This is a genomic window from Desulfurispirillum indicum S5, from assembly GCF_000177635.2.
Taxonomy (GTDB): domain Bacteria; phylum Chrysiogenota; class Chrysiogenetes; order Chrysiogenales; family Chrysiogenaceae; genus Desulfurispirillum; species Desulfurispirillum indicum.
On the sequence record NC_014836.1, the window covers coordinates 2,292,942 to 2,311,920 of the forward strand.

The window sequence follows — 18,979 nt, forward strand, 5'->3', positions numbered from 1 at the left end:
GGGTCAGCGATCGTCGTGGGTGCCTTTTTCCACGATGCGACTCAGGCCCGTCTCCAGCTGCTCAATCCAGCCCAGTACGCGACCCTCATCCATGTCACGTGGCTTGTGGCGCTCAATGCTGGCCGCCACCTCAGCCCACTGACGCTGGCCGATATTCAGCAGCGCCCCTTTGATGGTGTGGGCTGCCGTGGATATCCGGTCCTTGTCCTGCTCCCGGCAAGCTTCTTTCAACGCAGCGAGCTGCGTCGTAAAAGAGCGCACCGTAATGGCCAGCAGGTTATCGATTTTCTCCTCAGGAATCAAATAGGTTTCCATCAGGTGGCGCTTGACCTGCTCCATATTGATGGCAGTGGCGCCATGGGGAATGGACATGCTGCTTTCACTGCGAGCATGCCAGCCCTCCGGCTGTCCGGATTCGGCTGACTGCCGACATTCTTCGGGAGCAAAGCGCCAGAGGATATCGACAATCTCCCGCGCCTGGAAAGGCTTGGTCAGATACTCATCCATTCCTGCGGCCAGCCCCTTTTCCCGTTCACCGGTTATCGCATGGGCCGTCAGGGCGATAACGGGAGTATAGGTTCCCGCTACAGCACTGCACAGGGGAACGCTCACATCACCATACTCTTCCACCGGCATGCCGATGCCCTTTTCGCAGGAGCGCAGAATCTTTACCGCTGTCAGGCCATCCATGACCGGCATCTGTATATCCATAAAGACAAGGTCAAATTTTTCCTGGGTCATGCGCCTGAGGCCTTCGGAGCCATTTTCCGCCTCAACCACGCGGTGGCCCTGCTGGCGCAGTATGGTCACCGCCAGCTCACGGTTAATGGGATTGTCCTCCACCACCAGCAGATTCAGCGGCAGCAGCAGTTGGCCATCCAGGGCTCGTGAGGCCGATGCTGCTGATCTGCGCCCCGGCTTGCCCTGCTTGTCCAGGCAGGTGTTGACCGCCTGCAGCAGCTGCCGGTAACGAATGGGCTTGGGCAGGTGAAAACACATGCCACAATTGTCCATGCGTACCAGATCATCGCTGTCCATGGATGAAGGCAGCAGGAGAATGGGGAGATTGCGATGCCCTTTATGCTGATGCAGCTCCCTGGCCAGATCCACCCCACGAATGCCGGGCATGAAATGATCCAGAATGAGCATATCAAAGGGTCGCCCCTCATCCATGGCCTGTTGCAGCTTCTGACGCGCGTCATCACCATCGATGGCTTCGACGACCCCCAGCTGGCGACGTTCCAGTATCTCCACCAGGATGCGGCGATTGATCTCGCTGTCGTCGGCAACCAGAATACGCGTCCTGGCCGCCTGCTCGGCAGAGATATCAAAGGGAATATCGGGCAGCCTGTCGCCTTTGCGGAAGGGGATGACAAAGTGGAAGGTGCTGCCTTCTCCCATATGACTTTCCACCCAGATGCGCCCATTCATCAGGTGCACCAGCTTCCGGGTAATGGCCAGCCCCAGCCCGGTGCCACCAAATTTGCGTCTATCCGAGGCCTCCACCTGGGAGAAGCTTTCGAAAATACTGTCGATCTTATTGGCGGGAATACCAATTCCCGTGTCAATGACCCGGAAATGCAGATGCGCCTCACTATCAGATTCCCCCTGCACCTCCACATCCAGCAGCACGTGGCCGGTATCGGTAAATTTCACCGCGTTGCCCAGCAGGTTATTGAGAATCTGCTGCAGCCGGGTGGGATCGCCCACCAGGTAGTGCGACAGGCGATGGTCGATGTGGTTCATCAGCTCAATGCCCTTGCTGTAGGCGCTGTAGGCAATGGACTGCATGACGTTTTCCACGGTCTCAACAGGATCGAAACTGGTCTGCTCAAGCCGGATTTCGCCAGCCTCCACCTTCGAGAAGTCCAGCACGTCGTTGATAATCACCAGCAATGACTTCGCCGAATTGTGGGCGATAGTGAGGTAGCGCCGCTGGGTTGTGGAAAGTTCGGTCTGCAGCGCCAGTTCCGTCATACCCAGTATCCCGTTCATGGGGGTGCGGATTTCGTGGCTCATGTTGGCCAGGAAAATACTCTTGGCGCGGCTGGCCTCTTCGGCCACATTCTTGGCCTCGCGCAGCGCGTCCTCCATGGCCTTGCGCTCGGTCATATCCTCTTCCACGGTCACGTAGTGGGTCACATGCCCATGGGTGTCCTTGATGGGAGTCACTGACATGGATGTCCAGTAACTCTCGCCGTTTTTCTTGCGACTCTCCATCTCGCCACGCCAGGTCTGACCAGCGCTGATCACGCTCCAGATCTCCGACTCCACACTGGGACTGGGGAAGCGTGGCGACTTGCCGATAACCTCTTCGCGGTCATATCCCGTCTGGGCAAAAAACGCCTGATTGGCGTACTCGATGATGCCCCGATGGTTGGTAATCAGAATCATGCTGTCCGTCTGCACGAATGCCTCTGTCAGCAGGCGAATGCGCTCCTGATCATCTTTTTGCTGGCTGATATCGCGAAAGACCATGACATGGCCGCCACTGATACCCGCACCATCCTGCAGGGGTGTCGTAATATAGGAGACATAGCGCCGCTGCCCACCATCGGAGATCACCAGCGCTTCGCACTCGGTTCCCATGCTCTCGTCGCTCACGGCGTCAGCCACACAGAAAATCTCCTGGGGCACCTCCCACGGAGAGGATGCGTGAAAGAAAAAGGCATCGGGGGTTCTGCCCAGCAACTCCTGCTCCGTCGCATGCAGAAGCAGAGTCGCCGCGCGGTTGCAGTAGGTGATACGACGACTGCCATCTATCATCAGCAACCCCTCCACCATACTGTCAGTCGTGCCCTTCAGCAGCCCCCCGACACGCGCCAGCTCATCACGCTGCTGTCGCAGGGTGTAGAGGGAGCGCACCCGGCTGAAATTGGCCAGCACCACCGTAAACGCGATCAGCGTAAAGAGGAACACCAGCAGGTAATAGTTGTGGTAGTACTCCATAACGTAGACATCGTCTTCATAGTGGAAGAGAAAGTCCGGAGATTGCGCCAGATGAACTGGCAAAAAGGTATAGGTATAGCGTTTCTGCCCAAAGCGAACACTGGTGGCAAAAGGTCGCTGGTTGCCCATCTGCCTCTCAATACTGCGCAGAAAATCCCGCATTTTCCGTTTTCCCGTAATCGCGCTTGCCTCGGGGGGCAGCGTCTGACACAGAGCCGTCTCCGACACCTCATGCACCTCGGCCAGAGGCGGAGTAAAGGCAAAAGAACCGCGATAGAAACTCTCCATCCCCCGTGAAACGCTCTCCAGGGGGAGCTCCAGCATAATCGCTGGCGCAGAAGCGTCCCGGGCGCCGAAAAAGATCAGCAGTGCACCCGGCACAGCCCTCACCTCACCAGCCGAATCGTCCCCCACCATCACCTGAAACGGCCCTGAAGACCGTAAACGGAACGAATACAGTGGCTGGCGGCTGGCATCCACAAAGTGAAGCGCCGAAAAGCCCTCGGCACGCAGCTGTTTCAGGCGAGAATCAAGCAGAGTGGCCAATGCATCGCCCTGCTGCGCTGTGCGCTCATCCGCAAGGAGACGCTGCAGTTTTTCATCGGTGCCCATGGAGAGAACCATGGCACTGCCAAGCTGCTGAAAATGCTGATATACCGCCAGATAGCTCTGATGCAGGTGTTCACTCTTCAAGCGCAGATAATCATTCACGCGGGTTTCGCGAAAATGCGTGGTGGAAAGCAGAATCAGAATAACAAGCGCCGCGAACACCGCCAGGTGCTGCAGCGCCACCCAGACCTGCTGTTTCAGAGGCATGGAAGAGCGTGGAAAAACATCCATAATGTACCGAATACCCTGACTTTCACTGTATCCCGTTGTGTAATGTCAAAAATGATAGGTTTTACCCATTGCAACAACCAAAATAATACATTCTACGGAAAGCCTTGAAAGCGAGTCAATGGAAAAGGCCAGTTTGTCTCGGATATGTCTCAGAAATCACAGAACCTGCCGCCAAAGGCAGCAGGCACTCCCGGTTTTTCCTTTCGCCTCGGCACGTGAAAGGAAAGAATCCCCGCAGCCAGAAAATCAGCGCCAAAGGCCTGCGGGATTCCATCCTGCGCCGGCGTGGATATCTTGCCCCTGACATTATTCCATGGTACAAGTAAGGGTTGAAAAAAATGACAACACACCTCAACCGCACAAAGGAAACATATGCTACGCCAGCTGCGCACCGGAGCCATTGCCGGCCTCCTCACGGTCACATTCATCATGGCGGGCTGCACTGCCACCTCGGGCAGCAGCCGCTCTTCAGCCACGGGCAGCGGCACCCACGACCGCACCCCCACCCAGACAGCCACCGCGCCCATTATTGTCAGCGACACCTTCCTGCGGGATATCCCTGTTCCCGCCGACTACCGCCTGGCGGAGGACCAGACCTACCTTTTCGAAACCAAAAACGGCATGATCCTCGCCGGACGCACCTACGACGGGCGCATCGCCTCTGAATCCGTCGTGGCCATTTACCGCCGGGAAATGCCCCGCAACGGCTGGACCCTGGACTCAACCTCCATCTCGGCTAACCAGATAAACAAGCTTTACTACAAGGATGGCGCCATGGCGCTGATCACCATTACCACCAGATTCGGTGGCTCATCGGTGAGCATACGCTACTCGTCGCTGAACCCCAGGAGCAGCAACGCGGCCACACCACCACGCCCCCCCGCCCGCAGTGCGGAACCCGCATCCCCGACACCCCGCAGTGGTGGCCAGAGCAGCGCCAGTGACGAGAAGCTGCCAGAAACAAAGGGCATAATCTACATTGATGACCTCAACCCGTAGACACGGGAACGACCTTATAAACCTCAGGATACGGTAACACTATGTACACAATTGCTATCATGATCATCTGTTGGCTTGCCATCGGAGCCGGATTGAACTTTTTCATGCCCCTGTGGCTGGCCTCTATTCTCTCCATAGTCATCACCGCCATCATCATGTATTTCCTCGGCAAGAAATTCATGACCTTCCTTACAAAGCCCTTTGAAGAGTCGCAAAAAGCCCTGCAGAAAGGCAACTACGCCCGCGCCATCCGCATTCTTGAGGACGGCAAACGCCTCAAGAACTGGCAGCTCCATCTGGACAAGCAGATGAACAGCCAGATCGGCGTCATCTACTACCTGCAGAAGGAATATGAAAAGGCCAAGGAGTACCTCAACAAGGGCATTCCCCGCCACTGGATCGGCGTGGCCATGCTGGCGGTCATCTACTTCCGGGAAAAAAACTACACTGCCATGAAGAACGTCTTCAACAGAGCCGTGAAGAGCAACCCCAAGCACCCCATCATCTGGGCCGTCTATGCCTGGTGCCTCGTGGAAATCGGCGAACGGGAAGCGGCTATCGAAATCCTGAGCAAAGGCAATAAGAAGAACCCCACATCGGAGGCGCTGGAACAGAACCTCGCCGCCCTGCAGAACGGCAGAAAGATGAAGATGAAAGCCTTTGGCGAAAACTGGTACCAGTTCATGCTGGAGCTGCCCACCGGCCCCGCCATGACCCGCCACCAGAAGGGCTTCCAGGGCAGACCCTCAGCCGCTCAGCTGCGCGCCGCCCAGCGCATGGTAAAGCGGGAAAACTGAGCATCCTGCCCACCTCTTTGCACAAACCCCGCAAGCCACAAGGGAGATCCCTTGTGGCTTGTTTCCGTAGCACGAAAACTCAACCTGCGAAAGAGAAGAAACCATGCTTGAAATACAGGAACTGGAAAAGTTTCTGGGCAACCGCGACCTCTTCCACCAGTGCAATGTGCGCATTCACCCCGGCGACAAAGCCTTCCTGGTGGGTATCAACGGCTCCGGCAAGACCACCCTCCTCAAAATCATCACCGGCCAGACACTGCCCGATAGCGGCTCCGTCCGCGCAGGAGGCAGCATCGGCTACCTTGACCAGCGCCTGGAAAACTTCGGCCCAACCGTCTACGCCACCGTGCAGAACGCCTTCGCCTGGCTGCTGGAAAAGGAAGAGGAACTGACCGCGCTGCAGGAGCGCATCTCCCGTCCGGAAGTCTATAATGATGAAGCACTGATGATCCGGCTGCTGGAGCAGATGGATCAGCTGCAGCACACCTTTAACACCTACGGCGGCTACCGCGTCGACGCCGTCACCCGCAGCGTCCTCCACGGCATGGGATTTGGCAACGACGACTTCCAGCGCGATCCCCAGACCCTCTCGGGCGGACAGAAGAACCGCCTGGCCCTGGCCCGCCTCATCGCCCAGTCACCGGACATCATGATTCTGGACGAGCCCACCAACCACCTGGACATCCGCAACATCCAGTGGCTGGAACAGTTCCTGCGCCAGTACCCTAAAACCCTGCTCATCGTCTCCCACGACCGCAAACTCATGGAAAACATCGCCACCCGCATTGTGGAGCTGGACGGCGGCAACCTCTACAGCTACAGCGGCAGCTACCAGCACTACCTGGAGCAGCGGGAAGTGCGCTACAAGGATATCCAGCGCAATCAGCAGGCCTATGAAGAGAAAGTGCGCAAGGAAGAGGAGCTGATCCGCCGACTCAAGTCCTGGCGCAACCACACCCAGGCCCAAAGCCGCCAGAAGCAGCTGGAACGCCTGCAAAACGCCCACGATGACGTGGAAATCGACCAGAAAAAGAGCTTCAGCACCCGCTTCACCCCGGAATACCTCCCCAGTGCCCAGACCGTGCTCAAAGCCAGCCACATTACCAAAACCTACGGCACCACCCCCATCCTGCGCGGCATCGACCTGGAGGTGGACAACGGCGAACGCATCGGCATCATCGGGCCAAATGGCAGTGGCAAATCCACCCTGCTGCGCATCCTGGCCGGAGCCGAAGAAGCCGACAGCGCCACCATTCACCTGGGCAACCTGGTGCGCATCAGCTACTTCTCCCAGGAACACCGCGAACTCAACCCCCAGCTCAACCTCATTCAGCAGCTGCGGGAGATCCGCCCCCTGGCCACCGACCAGGAGCTGCGCACCCTGCTGGCCAAATACCAGTTCCGGGGCGAAGAGCACTTCAAGCACGTGGGCGTCCTCAGCGGCGGCGAACTCTCACGCCTGAGCTTTGCCTGCCTGGAAATGGACTGCGGCAACCTGCTCATCCTGGACGAGCCCACCAACCACATGGACATAGAAGGCATCGAAGCCGTCATTGAAGGCATACGCGAATTCCCCGGCACCGTGCTGGCCGTCTCCCACGATCGCTATTTTCTGGAAAACGTCTGCACCCGCCTCTTTATCATCAATCAGGGCAAGCTGGAGATATTCCGGGGAAGCTACCAGGAGTACCAGGACCACCTGAAAGGCTCACCCACCGACAGTACACCAGCAACCACACCCAGCGAAGAGCCCGGCCGCAAAACCAAAAAAGTGGATCGCTACAAAGTCGCCAGTGTGGAAGAGGAAATCGCGGAGCTGGAAGAGCGCATAGCCCGGCTGGAAGAGAAAATTGAAAACTGCGCCAGCGACTTCCAGCGCCTCGGCACCCTTTCCGAAGAACGGGAAAGCGCCAAAGCAGCCCTGGAAGAGAAGATGGCCCAGTGGGAGTCCCTGCACCAGGTATAGGAGCCGCCAACGCGCAGGCAATTGAAAAATGCCCAGGTGCAAGGCGCAAGCAAAGGAGTGAGGCGTACTTCCTGTACGTCGCAACGACGAGCACTGGTGAGCAACGCCGCAGATGAGGGTTTTTCAGCAGCCTGCAAAAGGAGAAAAGGATGAAGGGTTTCCTCAGTGCCCTTGGTTTTCTGACAATCATACGTATCCCGGGAAGCTCCTTTGATGGATCAGCGTCGGTGCGCTCATTCGGCTGGGTGGGACTGCTGATTGGCTGTGGCCTGGCACTGGTACACTGGCTGGCTCCGGCATCAATCGCCCCCCTGCTGATGGTGCTCTACCTGGTGGTGATCACCGGGGCGCTGCACCTGGATGGCCTGGCCGACAGCGCCGATGCCCTCTTCTCCCATCGCGACCGCCAACGCAAACTGGAAATCATGCGGGATGTGCATGTGGGCACCATGGGAGTGGTAGCAGTTGTGCTGGTGCTGGGAGGAAAGCTCTACGCCTTCATGCACCTGGAGAACCTGTGGATTCTGGTTGCAGTACCCGTACTGGCGCGCCTGTCCATGGTAGTTGCCATGCACCTGCTGCCCTATGCCCGCGGGGAAGGACTGGCAAGCTCATTTTACGGAAAACGGACACCCTGGCTGCTGGTGCAGTTCCTGGCCCTGTCTGTCCTCCTGGGGGCAGGGTATCAGATCACCCTGGCACTCCTGGCAGTATTCGTGGTGTTTGTGGCGCTGGTACTCTGGTGGTACCGCCGCATGATCGGTGGATTCACCGGAGATATGCTGGGAGCCCTGTGTGAAACATGCGAGCTGGTGCTTTTTGTGGCAGCCGTGGTGATCCTGTCGGGACAGGGGACACCCCTGTGATACGGGCGCAAGGTACTCGCTGAACGCTGGAAGCACGTGGCTTATGTTCGCGCCTGAAACAGCATTGTCGGCGTCGACACTGATGCCATATTGGAATGGCCGAAATGGTTCTGCACAGACTGCATGCTTGGCATTACGCCCCATTGGCCAGGAGTTTTCCTTGCCACTTTTGAATCGCCAAAAGTGGGTTCATCCGGTTAAAGCGTACTTTGAATTATGGAGGGCCTTTATTCTGAGCTCGAAGAATTCCATATCTCTGTATCCATAGGCTTGCCTTTTGAGGGTATCAATTTTGTTGTTGATCCCCTCAAGTGGTCCTGTTGATATGGGGTGATCATACCAGTTCAGGATTCCCTCTCGGTGCTTCTCCAGCGTTTTGGCCATTTTCTTCAATCCTTTGATAGCTGATGCTTGAGCCCTGTTGATCCAGTCATCGAGGAATACCGTGGCAGTTACCTTGTCAGTTTGTTGCCATATCTGGCGGAGATCTTCTTTCATGTAATAGGCAACCGCCAATGGTCGATTGGCCTGCAGGGCAAGTTCAAGGCGTTCATGATCACTGGTTTGCTCGCCAATGCTCTGCGGATTTTTGAGAAGCATCCAGCGAGTGCCTTTGAGAATGCTCTTGTCATGCTGACTTGTGAGCTCATGGTACAGCTCGCGGCGAATATCGGTAAGGCGTTCATTCATAAGCTTGACGACATGGAAACGATCAAACACCAACGCAGCAGATGGAAGGTGTTCGAGCACTGCCGACCGGTAAGCCGGACTCATGTCAGCAGCAACGGCTTTGATAGATGACTTGCGACGACCAAGGCGTTTCCAGAAACCATCAAGCGCTTCTGCCTGTTTGCCTGCTCCAACGTATACGACCCTGGCTGAACCAAGGTCAATGACGAGAGTAATGAAGCCATGTTTGCGTCCTGTGTATTTCTCATCAATGGCGATATACTCAAGCCCAGCAAGTGAAGGGCTACTGTAGTGATGATGCAGATACTGCTTGAAAATGGACTTGACCAGGTCCCAGCCTATACCAAGAAGCCGTGCTACATCAATGAGGGTCATAGCTTGGGCAAGGGAGACCACATACCGAGCAAATGCATGGGTGTAGGAACACCGTGGAGAGGCTATTTTCAGACTCACCCGCCTGACACTACCGCACTGAAGGCACTGGATGCGTGGAACGTGGACGTGCAACCAAGTGGACTTGATCCCCAAAGGCAAACCTCGTAACCGACGAATGCTACTGCCGCGTAATATGACAGAACGGCCAAGGCACGCAGGGCAGCGAATCAGCTTTTTACGGGGCCGGACATGGAAATTGATGGTATTGCCGCAATACTCTGTGCGGATGTAATCGTAGCCAGCAAGGCCGTAGGCATGGTAAAGAACACTGGTGAGCATGGTGCTTCTCCCGGAATTATTTGGTTGTAATCCCGATAAGTGGCACCATGCTCACTTTTTTGTCAATGTATCCTCAATACGGAAGAGCCCAAAAGTGGCTGGGAAGCGACCCCCAGTGCTGTCCTTTTCAGCCGTTCGCTTGCCTGGAACTGGGGACCGCAAACAACCGCCCTCCATGGCTTTTGGTTTGCGGTTGCCGCCCTCGTGGCGGCAACCCTGCGGGTCCATAGCGTTCCAGTCTTCGCGTCCTGGCTGGGACAGCACACGGGGGAGAGGCAGAAGCAGGCCGTTCCCCCCTGAGCCCGTCCGGTGAGTGCGACGCCTGGCTGGCAAGACCCGAAGGGACACTCACAGGAAGTGAGTGGTCCGGCAGCACTGCAGGGAGGCAGTGTCTGCCGGATCTCCAGAACAGGCGAGCTAACGATCCGGAAAAACGGGCGTTCGGGGGGCGCGTTTTTCGTTCTTTTTGCGCGGTCAAAAAGGACAGTATCCGGAGACAAAAAATGGAATACCAGATAAGTCAAGCATTCAAAATCAATACGGCTTCCCGAGATAAACGGCAGTATAATAACAGCTTAACCCAAGGCAACAAGGTGCGAAAGTTGAGTAATTATTTAACATTTTACGCCGCGCGCAGGACGACACAGAATCAACAGCCGGCAAGCGCTCAGCGCTTCCCTATTTCACCCCCATGGCAATGCCGCTGACCATAAAGAGTACCTGGTCTGCCGCTTCGGCGACCCGGCGATTGACGCGTGCCAGCAGCGCGCAGTAGCGGCGGGTGGTGGCATCGGCGGGGATCACTCCCAGATTGACTTCGTTGGTGACGATCACCAGGTCAGTCTGCAGCCTGCCAAGTTCTTCCAGCAGATCTGCCAGCCGCGCTTCGCCATTTTCCTCACGAAAAATAATATTGCTGACCCACAGGGTCAGGCAGTCGATGATGATCAGCGTTGCCCCATCCACTCTGGCCTGACGACAGGCTGCTGCCAGGTCAAGGGGCTCCTCGATGGTAAAGTATGTTTCGTCGCGCTCCGCCTGATGGCGCAGGATTTTGGCATCCATCTCGCCATCCAGGTTGCGCGGTGCCGTGGCAATATACGCCTTGCGGGCAGCAGGAGCCGCCAGGGCGAGGGCATGGGATGTCTTGCCACTGCCCACGCCGCCGCTAATCAGGGTTATGGTTCTGCTCACAGAAATTCCTTAAGTGTTGCAGTGAGTTTACAAAAGGCTCCATGCCAAAGACTTCCACACTGATGACCCGCCGGTGGCGGCGCGCGAAGTCCACCACCGTCGCCAGCACCGCCTCATCCAGGTGGCGCAGCTCCCGGTGGTCACGATCCCCGTCCACACCGTGCAGGTGAAAGTGGCTGACCTTGTGGCCCCAACGCTCCAGAAAGCCCCCCACCGAAGTGCCAAAGAGCACCGCGTGCCCCACATCCAGGCAGTAACACAGGTGATCATCGTGCTCCAGCTGCCGGAAAACCTCCAGATCGCCATTGACATTCTCCACGCTGACCCGCCCCGGAAAGCGCGACGCAAAATCACGCACCCCGGCCAGAAATTCCGGGCCAGCGGCGGGATGCAGCGTGTAGGTCGTCGGGCTCAGAACCTCCAGCATATCAGCCATGGCGTGCATGCGCCGCCAGGCCGCCGGGCTGTCCAGCTCAAGATCCATGGGCAGGTGAATGTGATAGTCGACGGGCAGACGGCGCAGCACCTCGATCTCCCAGGGATCAATCAGCTCACCGTGCTCACAGTACAACAGCTCCACCTCGTCCACCATCCCCGCAAGATGCAAGGCATTACAGCAGCGGCCCGTGGGATAGACAAAAGAAGGAGTAGCCAGACGAAACATGATCCTCCCCGGAATGCAGTTATGAAGACAAGTCCCACGCAAGCAAGGTGAGAAGTGAGGCGTATTTCCTGTACGTCGCAATGACGAGCACTTGTGAGCAACGCCGCAGATGAGGGCTTTTCAGCAGCCTGACAGTCGGCGCGTCCTGACTGGGCCAGCACACGGGGGAAAGACAGAAGCAGGCCGTTCCCCCCTGAGCCCGTCCGGTAAGTGCGACGCCTGGCTGGCAAGACCCGAACGGGACACTCACAGGAAGTGAGTGGTCCGGCAGCACTGCAGGGAGGCAGGGGTCAGGCAACGCAAAGAGGCCCAGGTGCAAGGCGCGGGCAAAGCGAGGAGGGAGGCGTACTCCCTGTACGTCGCAGTGACGAGCGATGACCGGCAACGCAGCAGATGGGCCTCTTTGAGCAGCCTGCTGCCGGATCTCCAGAACAGGCGAGCAATGAGCCGGAAGTACGGGCGTTCGGGGGGCGCGTTTTTGTGTCCTTTTTGCGCGGTCAAAAAGGACAATACCCGGAAAACGAAAAGTGGAATACCAGATAAGTCAAGCATTCAAAATCAATACGGTTTCCGCGAGATAAACGCCAGTAGAATAACAGCTTAACTCAAGACAACAAGGTGCGAAAGTTGAGTTACAGGTTGGCGATGATCTTTTCGCCCATCTGTACTGTATTCACCCGTGTCATGCCCTCGGAGAAGATGTCTCCGGTGCGGAAGTTCTGATCCAGGGTCTTGCGCACGGCGGCCTCGATATCGTCGGAAGCTTCAATCATGCCGAAGGAGAACTTCAGCATCATGGCGGCGGAGAGAATCTGGGCAATGGGGTTGGCGATGCCCTGGCCCGCGATGTCGGGCGCGGAGCCGCCGGAGGGCTCATAGAGGCCGAAAGCCGATTCGGCGATGGAAGCCGAGGGCAGCATGCCCAGGGAGCCAGTCAGCATGGCGGCTTCGTCGCTGAGGATATCGCCGAACATGTTGTCGGCCAGAATCACGTCAAACTGCTTGGGATTGCGCACCAGCTGCATGGCGGCGTTGTCCACATACATGTGGCTCAGCTCTACCTGTGGATAATCCTTGGCCACTTCCAGCACCACTTCGCGCCACAGCACCGACGTGGTCAGGACATTGGCCTTGTCGATGGAACAGAGTTTCTTATTGCGCTTCATGGCGGCTTCAAAAGCCACGCGGGCGATGCGGGCAATTTCCGACTCGCTGTACACCAGGGTATCAAACGCCTTGCGCTCGGGCTTATCCTCGCGGCCCTTGGGCTGACCAAAATAGATCCCGCCGGTCAGCTCGCGCACGATGAGAATGTCCAGCCCACCGCTGATGCACTCTTCCTTCAGGGTGGAAGCGCCAGTCAGGGCTGGAAAGATAATGGCCGGACGCAGGTTGGCGTAGAGGCCGAAGATCTTGCGCAGGGGCAGCAGAGCGCCGCGCTCCGGCTGCTGTTCGGGGGGCAGCGACTCCCACTTGGGCCCGCCCACGGAACCAAACAGGATGGCATCGGAAGCCTTGCACAGGCTCAGGGTACTCTCAGGCAGGGGCGTGCCGTGGTTATCGATGGCGATACCACCCACATCGGCGAACTCCTTCTCAAAACTCACCCCGTATTTGGCAGCCACCTTGTCCAGCACCTTTACCGCCACATCCATAACTTCGGGACCAATACCATCGCCGGGCAGAACGGCAATCTTCTTCACTGCAGCCATGCAAAACTCCTTTTCAATAAAGATATATCCAGAAAAAATCATACACAGAAAGGCAGAAAAACATCTGCTCACACAAAGTTCACCAAGGCACAAAGAAAGGCAATGACTCTCGCCCGTTCGCTTTGCTCACCCGAAGCGCAGGATCACGCGGAGAAAAGACAAGGGGGGAAATGTATCTGACTGCCCTTTTTCCCTGCGCCTCTGCGAGAGAAACGGCCTTTCTGTCTGAAAAGCCCAGGTTATCCCATTTGCGTTTATTGGCGTCCATTTGCGGTTATATTCTCCCCGCAGCCTTTCGCCTTTATCTGCAAAAATCAGCGAAAGTGGACAACTTCTTTTTCCATCCACAGATTACACGGATTACCGCAGATTTGAAGAGTAAAAAACAGCCGTCTCTTGCCCGTTGCTGCGCTCACTGAGCGCGGAATGAAGCGTACTTTCCGTACGTTGCAGTGACGCGCGACTGCGGGCAACGCAGCAGATGAGGGTTTTTCAGCAGCTTGCCTACTCTCTACTCTCTACTCTCTACTCTCTACTCTCTACTCTCTACTCTCTACTCTCTACTCTCTACTCTCTACTCTCTACTCTCTACTCTCTACTCTCTACTCTCTACTCTCTACTCTCTACTCTCTACTCTCTACTCTCTACTCTCTACTCTCTACTCTCCCCGCATTATGCCCGTGCCAACCGCAAACTTCAACCAAAGATCGTATACGATTACCAACACCACCGCCAAGAGCTTTCACTGGCTGAAACTCCCTTGAAACGCGGTTTCACGTCGCCAGAGGGCCCATTACATTTCCTTAACCCGCAAATTGTGACTTTCATGTTGAATTCCCTACTCTCAAAGCGTACATTCGAAGCCATGGCAATAACGTCATTATATTTTCACACAAAACAAATGGAGGAGAGTCATGGACACCCAGGTTTCATTGAAAAAATGGATACTTACCTGTTTTTCCGTGCTGGCAGTAGCACTGTTCATGGTTGGCTGCGGGGGAAGCAGTAGCAGTAGTGGCGGTGGAGGAGGCGGAACACCAACGGTAGAAGCTGTTCCTCAGGTTCAATTGAGCGGTCTGGTGACCAAGCAAACAGTAGGCGGATCGAGCCTTTCTCCGGCGGCACTTGACGCACCTATCCTGCTGATTGCCGTCGATCAGGATGGGAATACGTCTACAGCCATAGTCACAACAGGTGACTACTCCATAATGGTGTCAAAGGACAAGCCCAACAGCCTGATGATTCTTGATCTTGGCACCATGAGCTTCCTCGGTGCCCTGCTTTCAGGAGAAGGGCTGGGCTCTTTTACCTTGAGCGCAAACACCGATGAAGTTGAGTTTGAAGTTGATGACGCTGGCACTGTGAGCGTAGCAACAGCCTCTCAAGATCGATTAACAGTAGCAGCAGCCCCTGAAAAACTCCAGGACGCTTTTGATCCCGCCACCGGCATTGACACCAACAAACTTCAGGCTGACCCCACCAAAGTTCAGCATATTGCCTTTACTGACTTCCTGCCAAGGGCTGGTACCTGGACAACGGGGTACGACGAATGGAAGGAGTCAGGTACAGAGGTATGGGAAGGCGTCACCGTCACGTACTCTTACGCAGGAGTTGAACGTAATTTCAGCCTTGTCTACAGAAATGAAAGTAATAACCTCCGTCAGGTAAACGCCCTGTTCTACGAGTACTGGAAAGACACCTGGTCTGCGACTGGGTATGGCTCTGACACTGAAGAGTGCGGTGGATTCTTTGCCGGAGTTCTGCAGGAAACTGACGAATGCTGGGGCTACTACCACGGAACTACCCTTACAGCACCTGGTTTTGAGGTGGAGACTTTTGCTGACACCTATATCATAGACTCGGAAAAAGGCGTTATCTACTTTGGTGGTGAGGATGAAATCCCCCTGCCCATCCAGCTGACCGCAGGAACAAAGTTTACCGTCGAAGATGCAGGAGAAGATGATTGGGAGACTTGGGACAACTCACTGGAGTGCGTACCCAACATTATGGGCAACTTCACCGACACTGCTTCCAACAACGTAAATGTACTGCGACTGCGCTGCGACATGAGTTGGTCATGGGAAGAAAAAGGAGACGATCCATCAGGTGGTTCCGGCACAGAAAAAATTGATGTTTACATGCTGAGCCGTTATGGTTCCTTCATCGTCGTTGACCAGGGAACCAGCAACTGGCAGACTCTGGTCGCCAACCATGCACGTTTCGGAACTTTCGACCTGACTGATGGCACTCCCTTTACTGACCTCACGCCAACTTCAATCGGTGGCGTCAGCGTCAGCGGAGCTATTCCAGGCAACCCGAGCAGTGGTAATACCGCTGAAATGCGCAACACCTGGCTCCAGGAGCTTTGGAATAACCGCGACTCAATTTACAGCTGGTATTAATACCCCCCGTGCACTCATCCCCCGCCACACTGGCGGGGGATTTTTTGACCCTGTCAGACTTTTCCTGGAGAACACACCATGAAAAATACTCATTCCTTGCCGATGATACGTTTCGCCCTTGTGGGCCTTGCCACCATTTTTTTTCTTTTGAGCGCCGGATGTGGCGGAGGAGGTGGGGGCAGCACGCCAGACACCACTGCCCAGGATCAGCAGATTACCGAGGAGAACACCGCGCAGCTCGGCGGCGTAGTGGCAAAAGCCCCGGTCAACACCATCGCCCTGAAAGATGCCAGCAACCAGAGCCTGGGCCCTGGCCTGACCATCAAGCTGAGCCCTCTGGTGGCTGGAAGCGCTGCGGTGTCAGCCGCCCAAAGTGGTGAGATTAATGCGACAACTGACGACGATGGCAATATAATTCTTCCCGATGGCCTGGAACCGGGGGAGTACACCCTTACCATTGAGCTCGACGGAAGCGACCCTGTCACCATGACCATTGAGGTTGGCGAAGACAACTTCAACAGCGCCATAGAAGCGGCCACACCGTTGATCAAAGGGGAAGATGAAAACTACACCAAGGTGGACGCGATCATCGCCACCATCTCGGGAAGTGTCACCAATACAGAGGATAAGGCCATCATTGGAGCCCAGGTGGCCCTGTCCGGTGGTGCCGCCACCAACGGAGTATTTGTATCGGCGCTCACCATCAGCAACGGGCAGTACAGCCTGCTGATAAATGCCAACACGAACCTGGAAGAGGCTTTGAAAAGCGCCACCCTGATTGTCAGCGCCCCCGGCTACACCACCCAGGAGCTCGACTTTGAGGTAAATTCGGGAACCGCTAAGACGGGAGTAAACTTCAAACTGGCAACGGCAACCTCCACCGCCATATTCCGGGAGACCTTTGAAACTACCTCCACCACCGCTGGACAGTGGCTGGTGCAGGTTTGTGACCCGGACTCTCACTTTGACGAGAACTCCGACTTTGAGTTCGATTACCCTGACTGCACTGGACTCACCGATACGCAATGTGACGCGCTTTGGGATGAACTCTTTCCTGAAGAAGAGTACGACTATGACCACCACTACGACTCCACCTGTAACCTGGTGGCCGCAACCGATCAGCAACCACGCTGGAACCTGCGTTCCGCAACACCAGCAATCACAAACCAGGCGTTTACCAATGAACTGGTAAAGCTGGCCCCCAACGACAGCTCTGAGGGGAAAGTGCCCGTGCCCGCACAGGGCAGCCGCGCCTACTGGTACGGAGACCCTGATACCGGGAACTTTCTGGGTGAACCCGCTTCGACTCAAGGGAGTTTCGACGGAGGCACTTCAATGGAGTCCAATGGTGGGGCCCTCACGTCCCCTTCCATCACTATGCCTGCCAACGCCACGGAAGTGAGCCTGACCTTCCAGACCTGGTGGGAAATAGAGTCGGTCAATCCCAACGAAAGTGGCTTCGACCTGATGACCATTCAGCTCTCCCGTGACAATGGCACCACCTGGGAATCCATAGCCCGCCTGAATCCCTTCAGTGACCCGGAAACCGGCACTATTGATCGCAGTCCACTGCCATTCAGCAATACCGGCTTTAACTCGGCACCGACCTGGTTGTGGCAGGAGCATATTCCCCTCAATGATGTGGCGAACAAAACCATCAAGGTGCGCTTCTACTTCGACACCAACGATGGGCTGTTTAATGGCTTCCGAGGCTGGCTGATTGATGACGTGCGCATCGTGCGCCAGAAGGGCACCGCGCCCCTGCTCGGGGAAAGCATCACCCCATCAGCCATCAGATCAACTCCTTCACGCAGTCGCTGAGTCTTCACACTCTCCCCCGCCACTCGGCGGGGGATTTTTTTGCGTCTGCCCCTGCCTTTTCTCTCAACACTTTTCAGCAGCTTCATGAAAGAGCGCTTTCTGTGCCTCTCTTTTCGTGCCTTTCGTGTATTTTGTGGTCAACTTTCTTCCTGGCGTCTTTGCGCCCCGGCGAGAACCTGCTTCCACGGCTTCTCTGTATTCATCTGCGTGAATCTGCGTCAATCTGCGGATCATTCTTCCCCATCTCCTGGTCTCATCTATACGACGGCTTACGCTTTTCCCGGACGGCTTGGAATGAGACTCGACCTTTGTTCTCTCCCCATTCGCGTATATTCGCGTTCATTTGCGGTTGAAAGTTTTTGACTTCCCTGCAGGCTTTACACTCTGTTGGCCTCCGCGTGGAGCTGCCTTTGATCTCTCCCCATCTTTTCATTCGCGTATATTCGCGTTCATTTGCGGTTCCACCTGTATTTCCCCCTGCCTGTGCCTCGCCAGGGTTCACCCACAAAAAAAAACCCCGGTCGGTGTGACCGGGGCTGCTGGTATCAGGGTTCCTCAGGCTTTATCGCCATTCTTCGTTCCGCCCATGGCGTTGGCGACTTTGGTGAAGGCGCTCATGAGGTCTATGGGCAGGGGGAAGACGATGGTGGAGCTGTTCTTCTCTCCGGCGATGTCGGTAAGGGTCTGCATGTAACGCAGGTTGATGGCCTGGGGATTAGCGGAGAGCACATCGGCGGCCTGGCGCAGTTTCTCCGAGGCTTCCAGTTCACCAGTGGCGTGGATGACCTTGGCGCGCCGGGCGCGCTCGGCTTCGGCCTGCTGGGCAATGGCCCGCACCATGCTCTCGTTGATGTCCACGTGTTTGATTTCCACATTGGTGACCTTGATCCCCCAGGAGTCGGTCTGGGCGTCGAGGATTTCCTGGATGTCGTTGTTGAGCTTGTCACGCTCGGAGAGCATTTCATCCAGCTCGTGCTTGCCCAGTACGGAGCGCAGGGTGGTCTGGGCCAGCTGGCTGGTGGCGTCGAAGTAGTTTTCCACCTGGATGACGGCCCTCTGAGGGTCGACAACGCGGAAGTAGAGCACGGCGTTTACCCGTACGGAGACGTTGTCCTGGGATATGACGTCCTGGCTGGGCACGTCCATGGTGATGATGCGCAGATCCACCTTGACCATCTGCTGGATGGCGGGGATCAGGATGATCAGGCCGGGGCCCTTGACCTTCCAGAAACGACCCAGCATGAATATGACACCCCGCTCGTATTCACGCAGAATACGGATGGCACTGGCCAGAAAAAGACCGACGAAGATGATGATGAGATAGAGCAGATACTCGAAAATCATGGTGTTTCCTCCAAGAGTATG

The 18,979-nt window shown here is 56.2% G+C and carries 12 protein-coding genes; 6 read left to right on the forward strand and 6 right to left on the reverse strand.

The genetic code is table 11. The features are described 5' to 3' along the window. Nucleotides 1-3: 3 nt before the first annotated feature. Complete coding sequence (locus SELIN_RS14175; RefSeq protein WP_049871131.1) at nt 4-3,789, reverse strand: hybrid sensor histidine kinase/response regulator; 3,786 nt, start codon at nt 3,787-3,789, stop codon at nt 4-6. 372 nt (nt 3,790-4,161) lie between these two features. Between SELIN_RS14175 and SELIN_RS10780 the strand changes: the two genes are divergently transcribed. The 4 genes from SELIN_RS10780 (at nt 4,162) to cobS (ending at nt 8,417) form a co-directional block, all read left to right on the forward strand. After that, entirely contained in the window at nt 4,162-4,788 is a 627-nt protein-coding gene (locus SELIN_RS10780; protein WP_013506697.1) for a hypothetical protein, read from the forward strand. A gap of 41 nt (nt 4,789-4,829) precedes the next feature. After that, nucleotides 4,830-5,585, forward strand: coding sequence for a tetratricopeptide repeat protein (locus SELIN_RS10785; protein WP_013506698.1), 756 nt, complete (start codon nt 4,830-4,832; stop codon nt 5,583-5,585). A 103-nt stretch (nt 5,586-5,688) separates the two neighbouring features. Next, the gene (gene abc-f / locus SELIN_RS10790) at nt 5,689-7,551 is read left to right on the forward strand and encodes a ribosomal protection-like ABC-F family protein (RefSeq protein WP_013506699.1); all 1,863 of its coding nucleotides are present in this window, start codon (nt 5,689-5,691) and stop codon (nt 7,549-7,551) included. Nucleotides 7,552-7,700: 149 nt separating this feature from the next. Then, complete coding sequence (gene cobS, locus SELIN_RS10795) at nt 7,701-8,417, forward strand: adenosylcobinamide-GDP ribazoletransferase (RefSeq protein ID WP_013506700.1); 717 nt, start codon at nt 7,701-7,703, stop codon at nt 8,415-8,417. Between the two features lie 189 nt (nt 8,418-8,606). Here the strand turns inward: cobS and SELIN_RS10800 are convergent, their stop codons facing one another. The 4 genes from SELIN_RS10800 to leuB all read right to left on the reverse strand — a co-directional run bounded on the left by SELIN_RS10800 (nt 8,607) and on the right by leuB (nt 13,391). After that, nucleotides 8,607-9,821 carry an ISL3 family transposase gene (locus SELIN_RS10800; protein ID WP_013505421.1) on the reverse strand — a complete coding sequence of 405 codons (1,215 nt, stop codon included), beginning with the start codon at nt 9,819-9,821 and terminating at the stop codon, nt 8,607-8,609. Between the two features lie 678 nt (nt 9,822-10,499). Then, nucleotides 10,500-11,015 carry a bifunctional adenosylcobinamide kinase/adenosylcobinamide-phosphate guanylyltransferase gene (locus SELIN_RS10805; RefSeq protein ID WP_013506701.1) on the reverse strand — a complete coding sequence of 172 codons (516 nt, stop codon included), beginning with the start codon at nt 11,013-11,015 and terminating at the stop codon, nt 10,500-10,502. After that, nucleotides 10,990-11,679 carry a cobamide remodeling phosphodiesterase CbiR gene (gene cbiR, locus SELIN_RS10810; protein ID WP_013506702.1) on the reverse strand — a complete coding sequence of 230 codons (690 nt, stop codon included), beginning with the start codon at nt 11,677-11,679 and terminating at the stop codon, nt 10,990-10,992. The genes SELIN_RS10805 and cbiR overlap by 26 nt, the downstream gene beginning before the upstream one ends. Nucleotides 11,680-12,311: 632 nt before the next feature. Continuing rightward, on the reverse strand, nt 12,312-13,391 hold the full coding sequence (leuB, locus tag SELIN_RS10820) for a 3-isopropylmalate dehydrogenase (protein WP_013506703.1): 1,080 nt from the start codon (nt 13,389-13,391) through the stop codon (nt 12,312-12,314). A 914-nt stretch (nt 13,392-14,305) separates the two neighbouring features. Between leuB and SELIN_RS10825 the strand changes: the two genes are divergently transcribed. Next, entirely contained in the window at nt 14,306-15,793 is a 1,488-nt protein-coding gene (locus SELIN_RS10825) for a hypothetical protein (RefSeq protein WP_013506704.1), read from the forward strand. Between the two features lie 78 nt (nt 15,794-15,871). Continuing rightward, nucleotides 15,872-17,614: a carboxypeptidase-like regulatory domain-containing protein gene (locus SELIN_RS14180; protein WP_013506705.1), complete on the forward strand. Its 1,743-nt coding sequence runs from the start codon at nt 15,872-15,874 to the stop codon at nt 17,612-17,614. A 555-nt stretch (nt 17,615-18,169) separates the two neighbouring features. Here SELIN_RS14180 and SELIN_RS10835 read toward each other — a convergent pair. Further along, nucleotides 18,170-18,958 (reverse strand): slipin family protein, encoded by a 789-nt coding sequence (locus SELIN_RS10835; protein ID WP_013506706.1) that lies wholly within the window; start codon nt 18,956-18,958, stop codon nt 18,170-18,172. Nucleotides 18,959-18,979 lie beyond the last annotated feature (21 nt).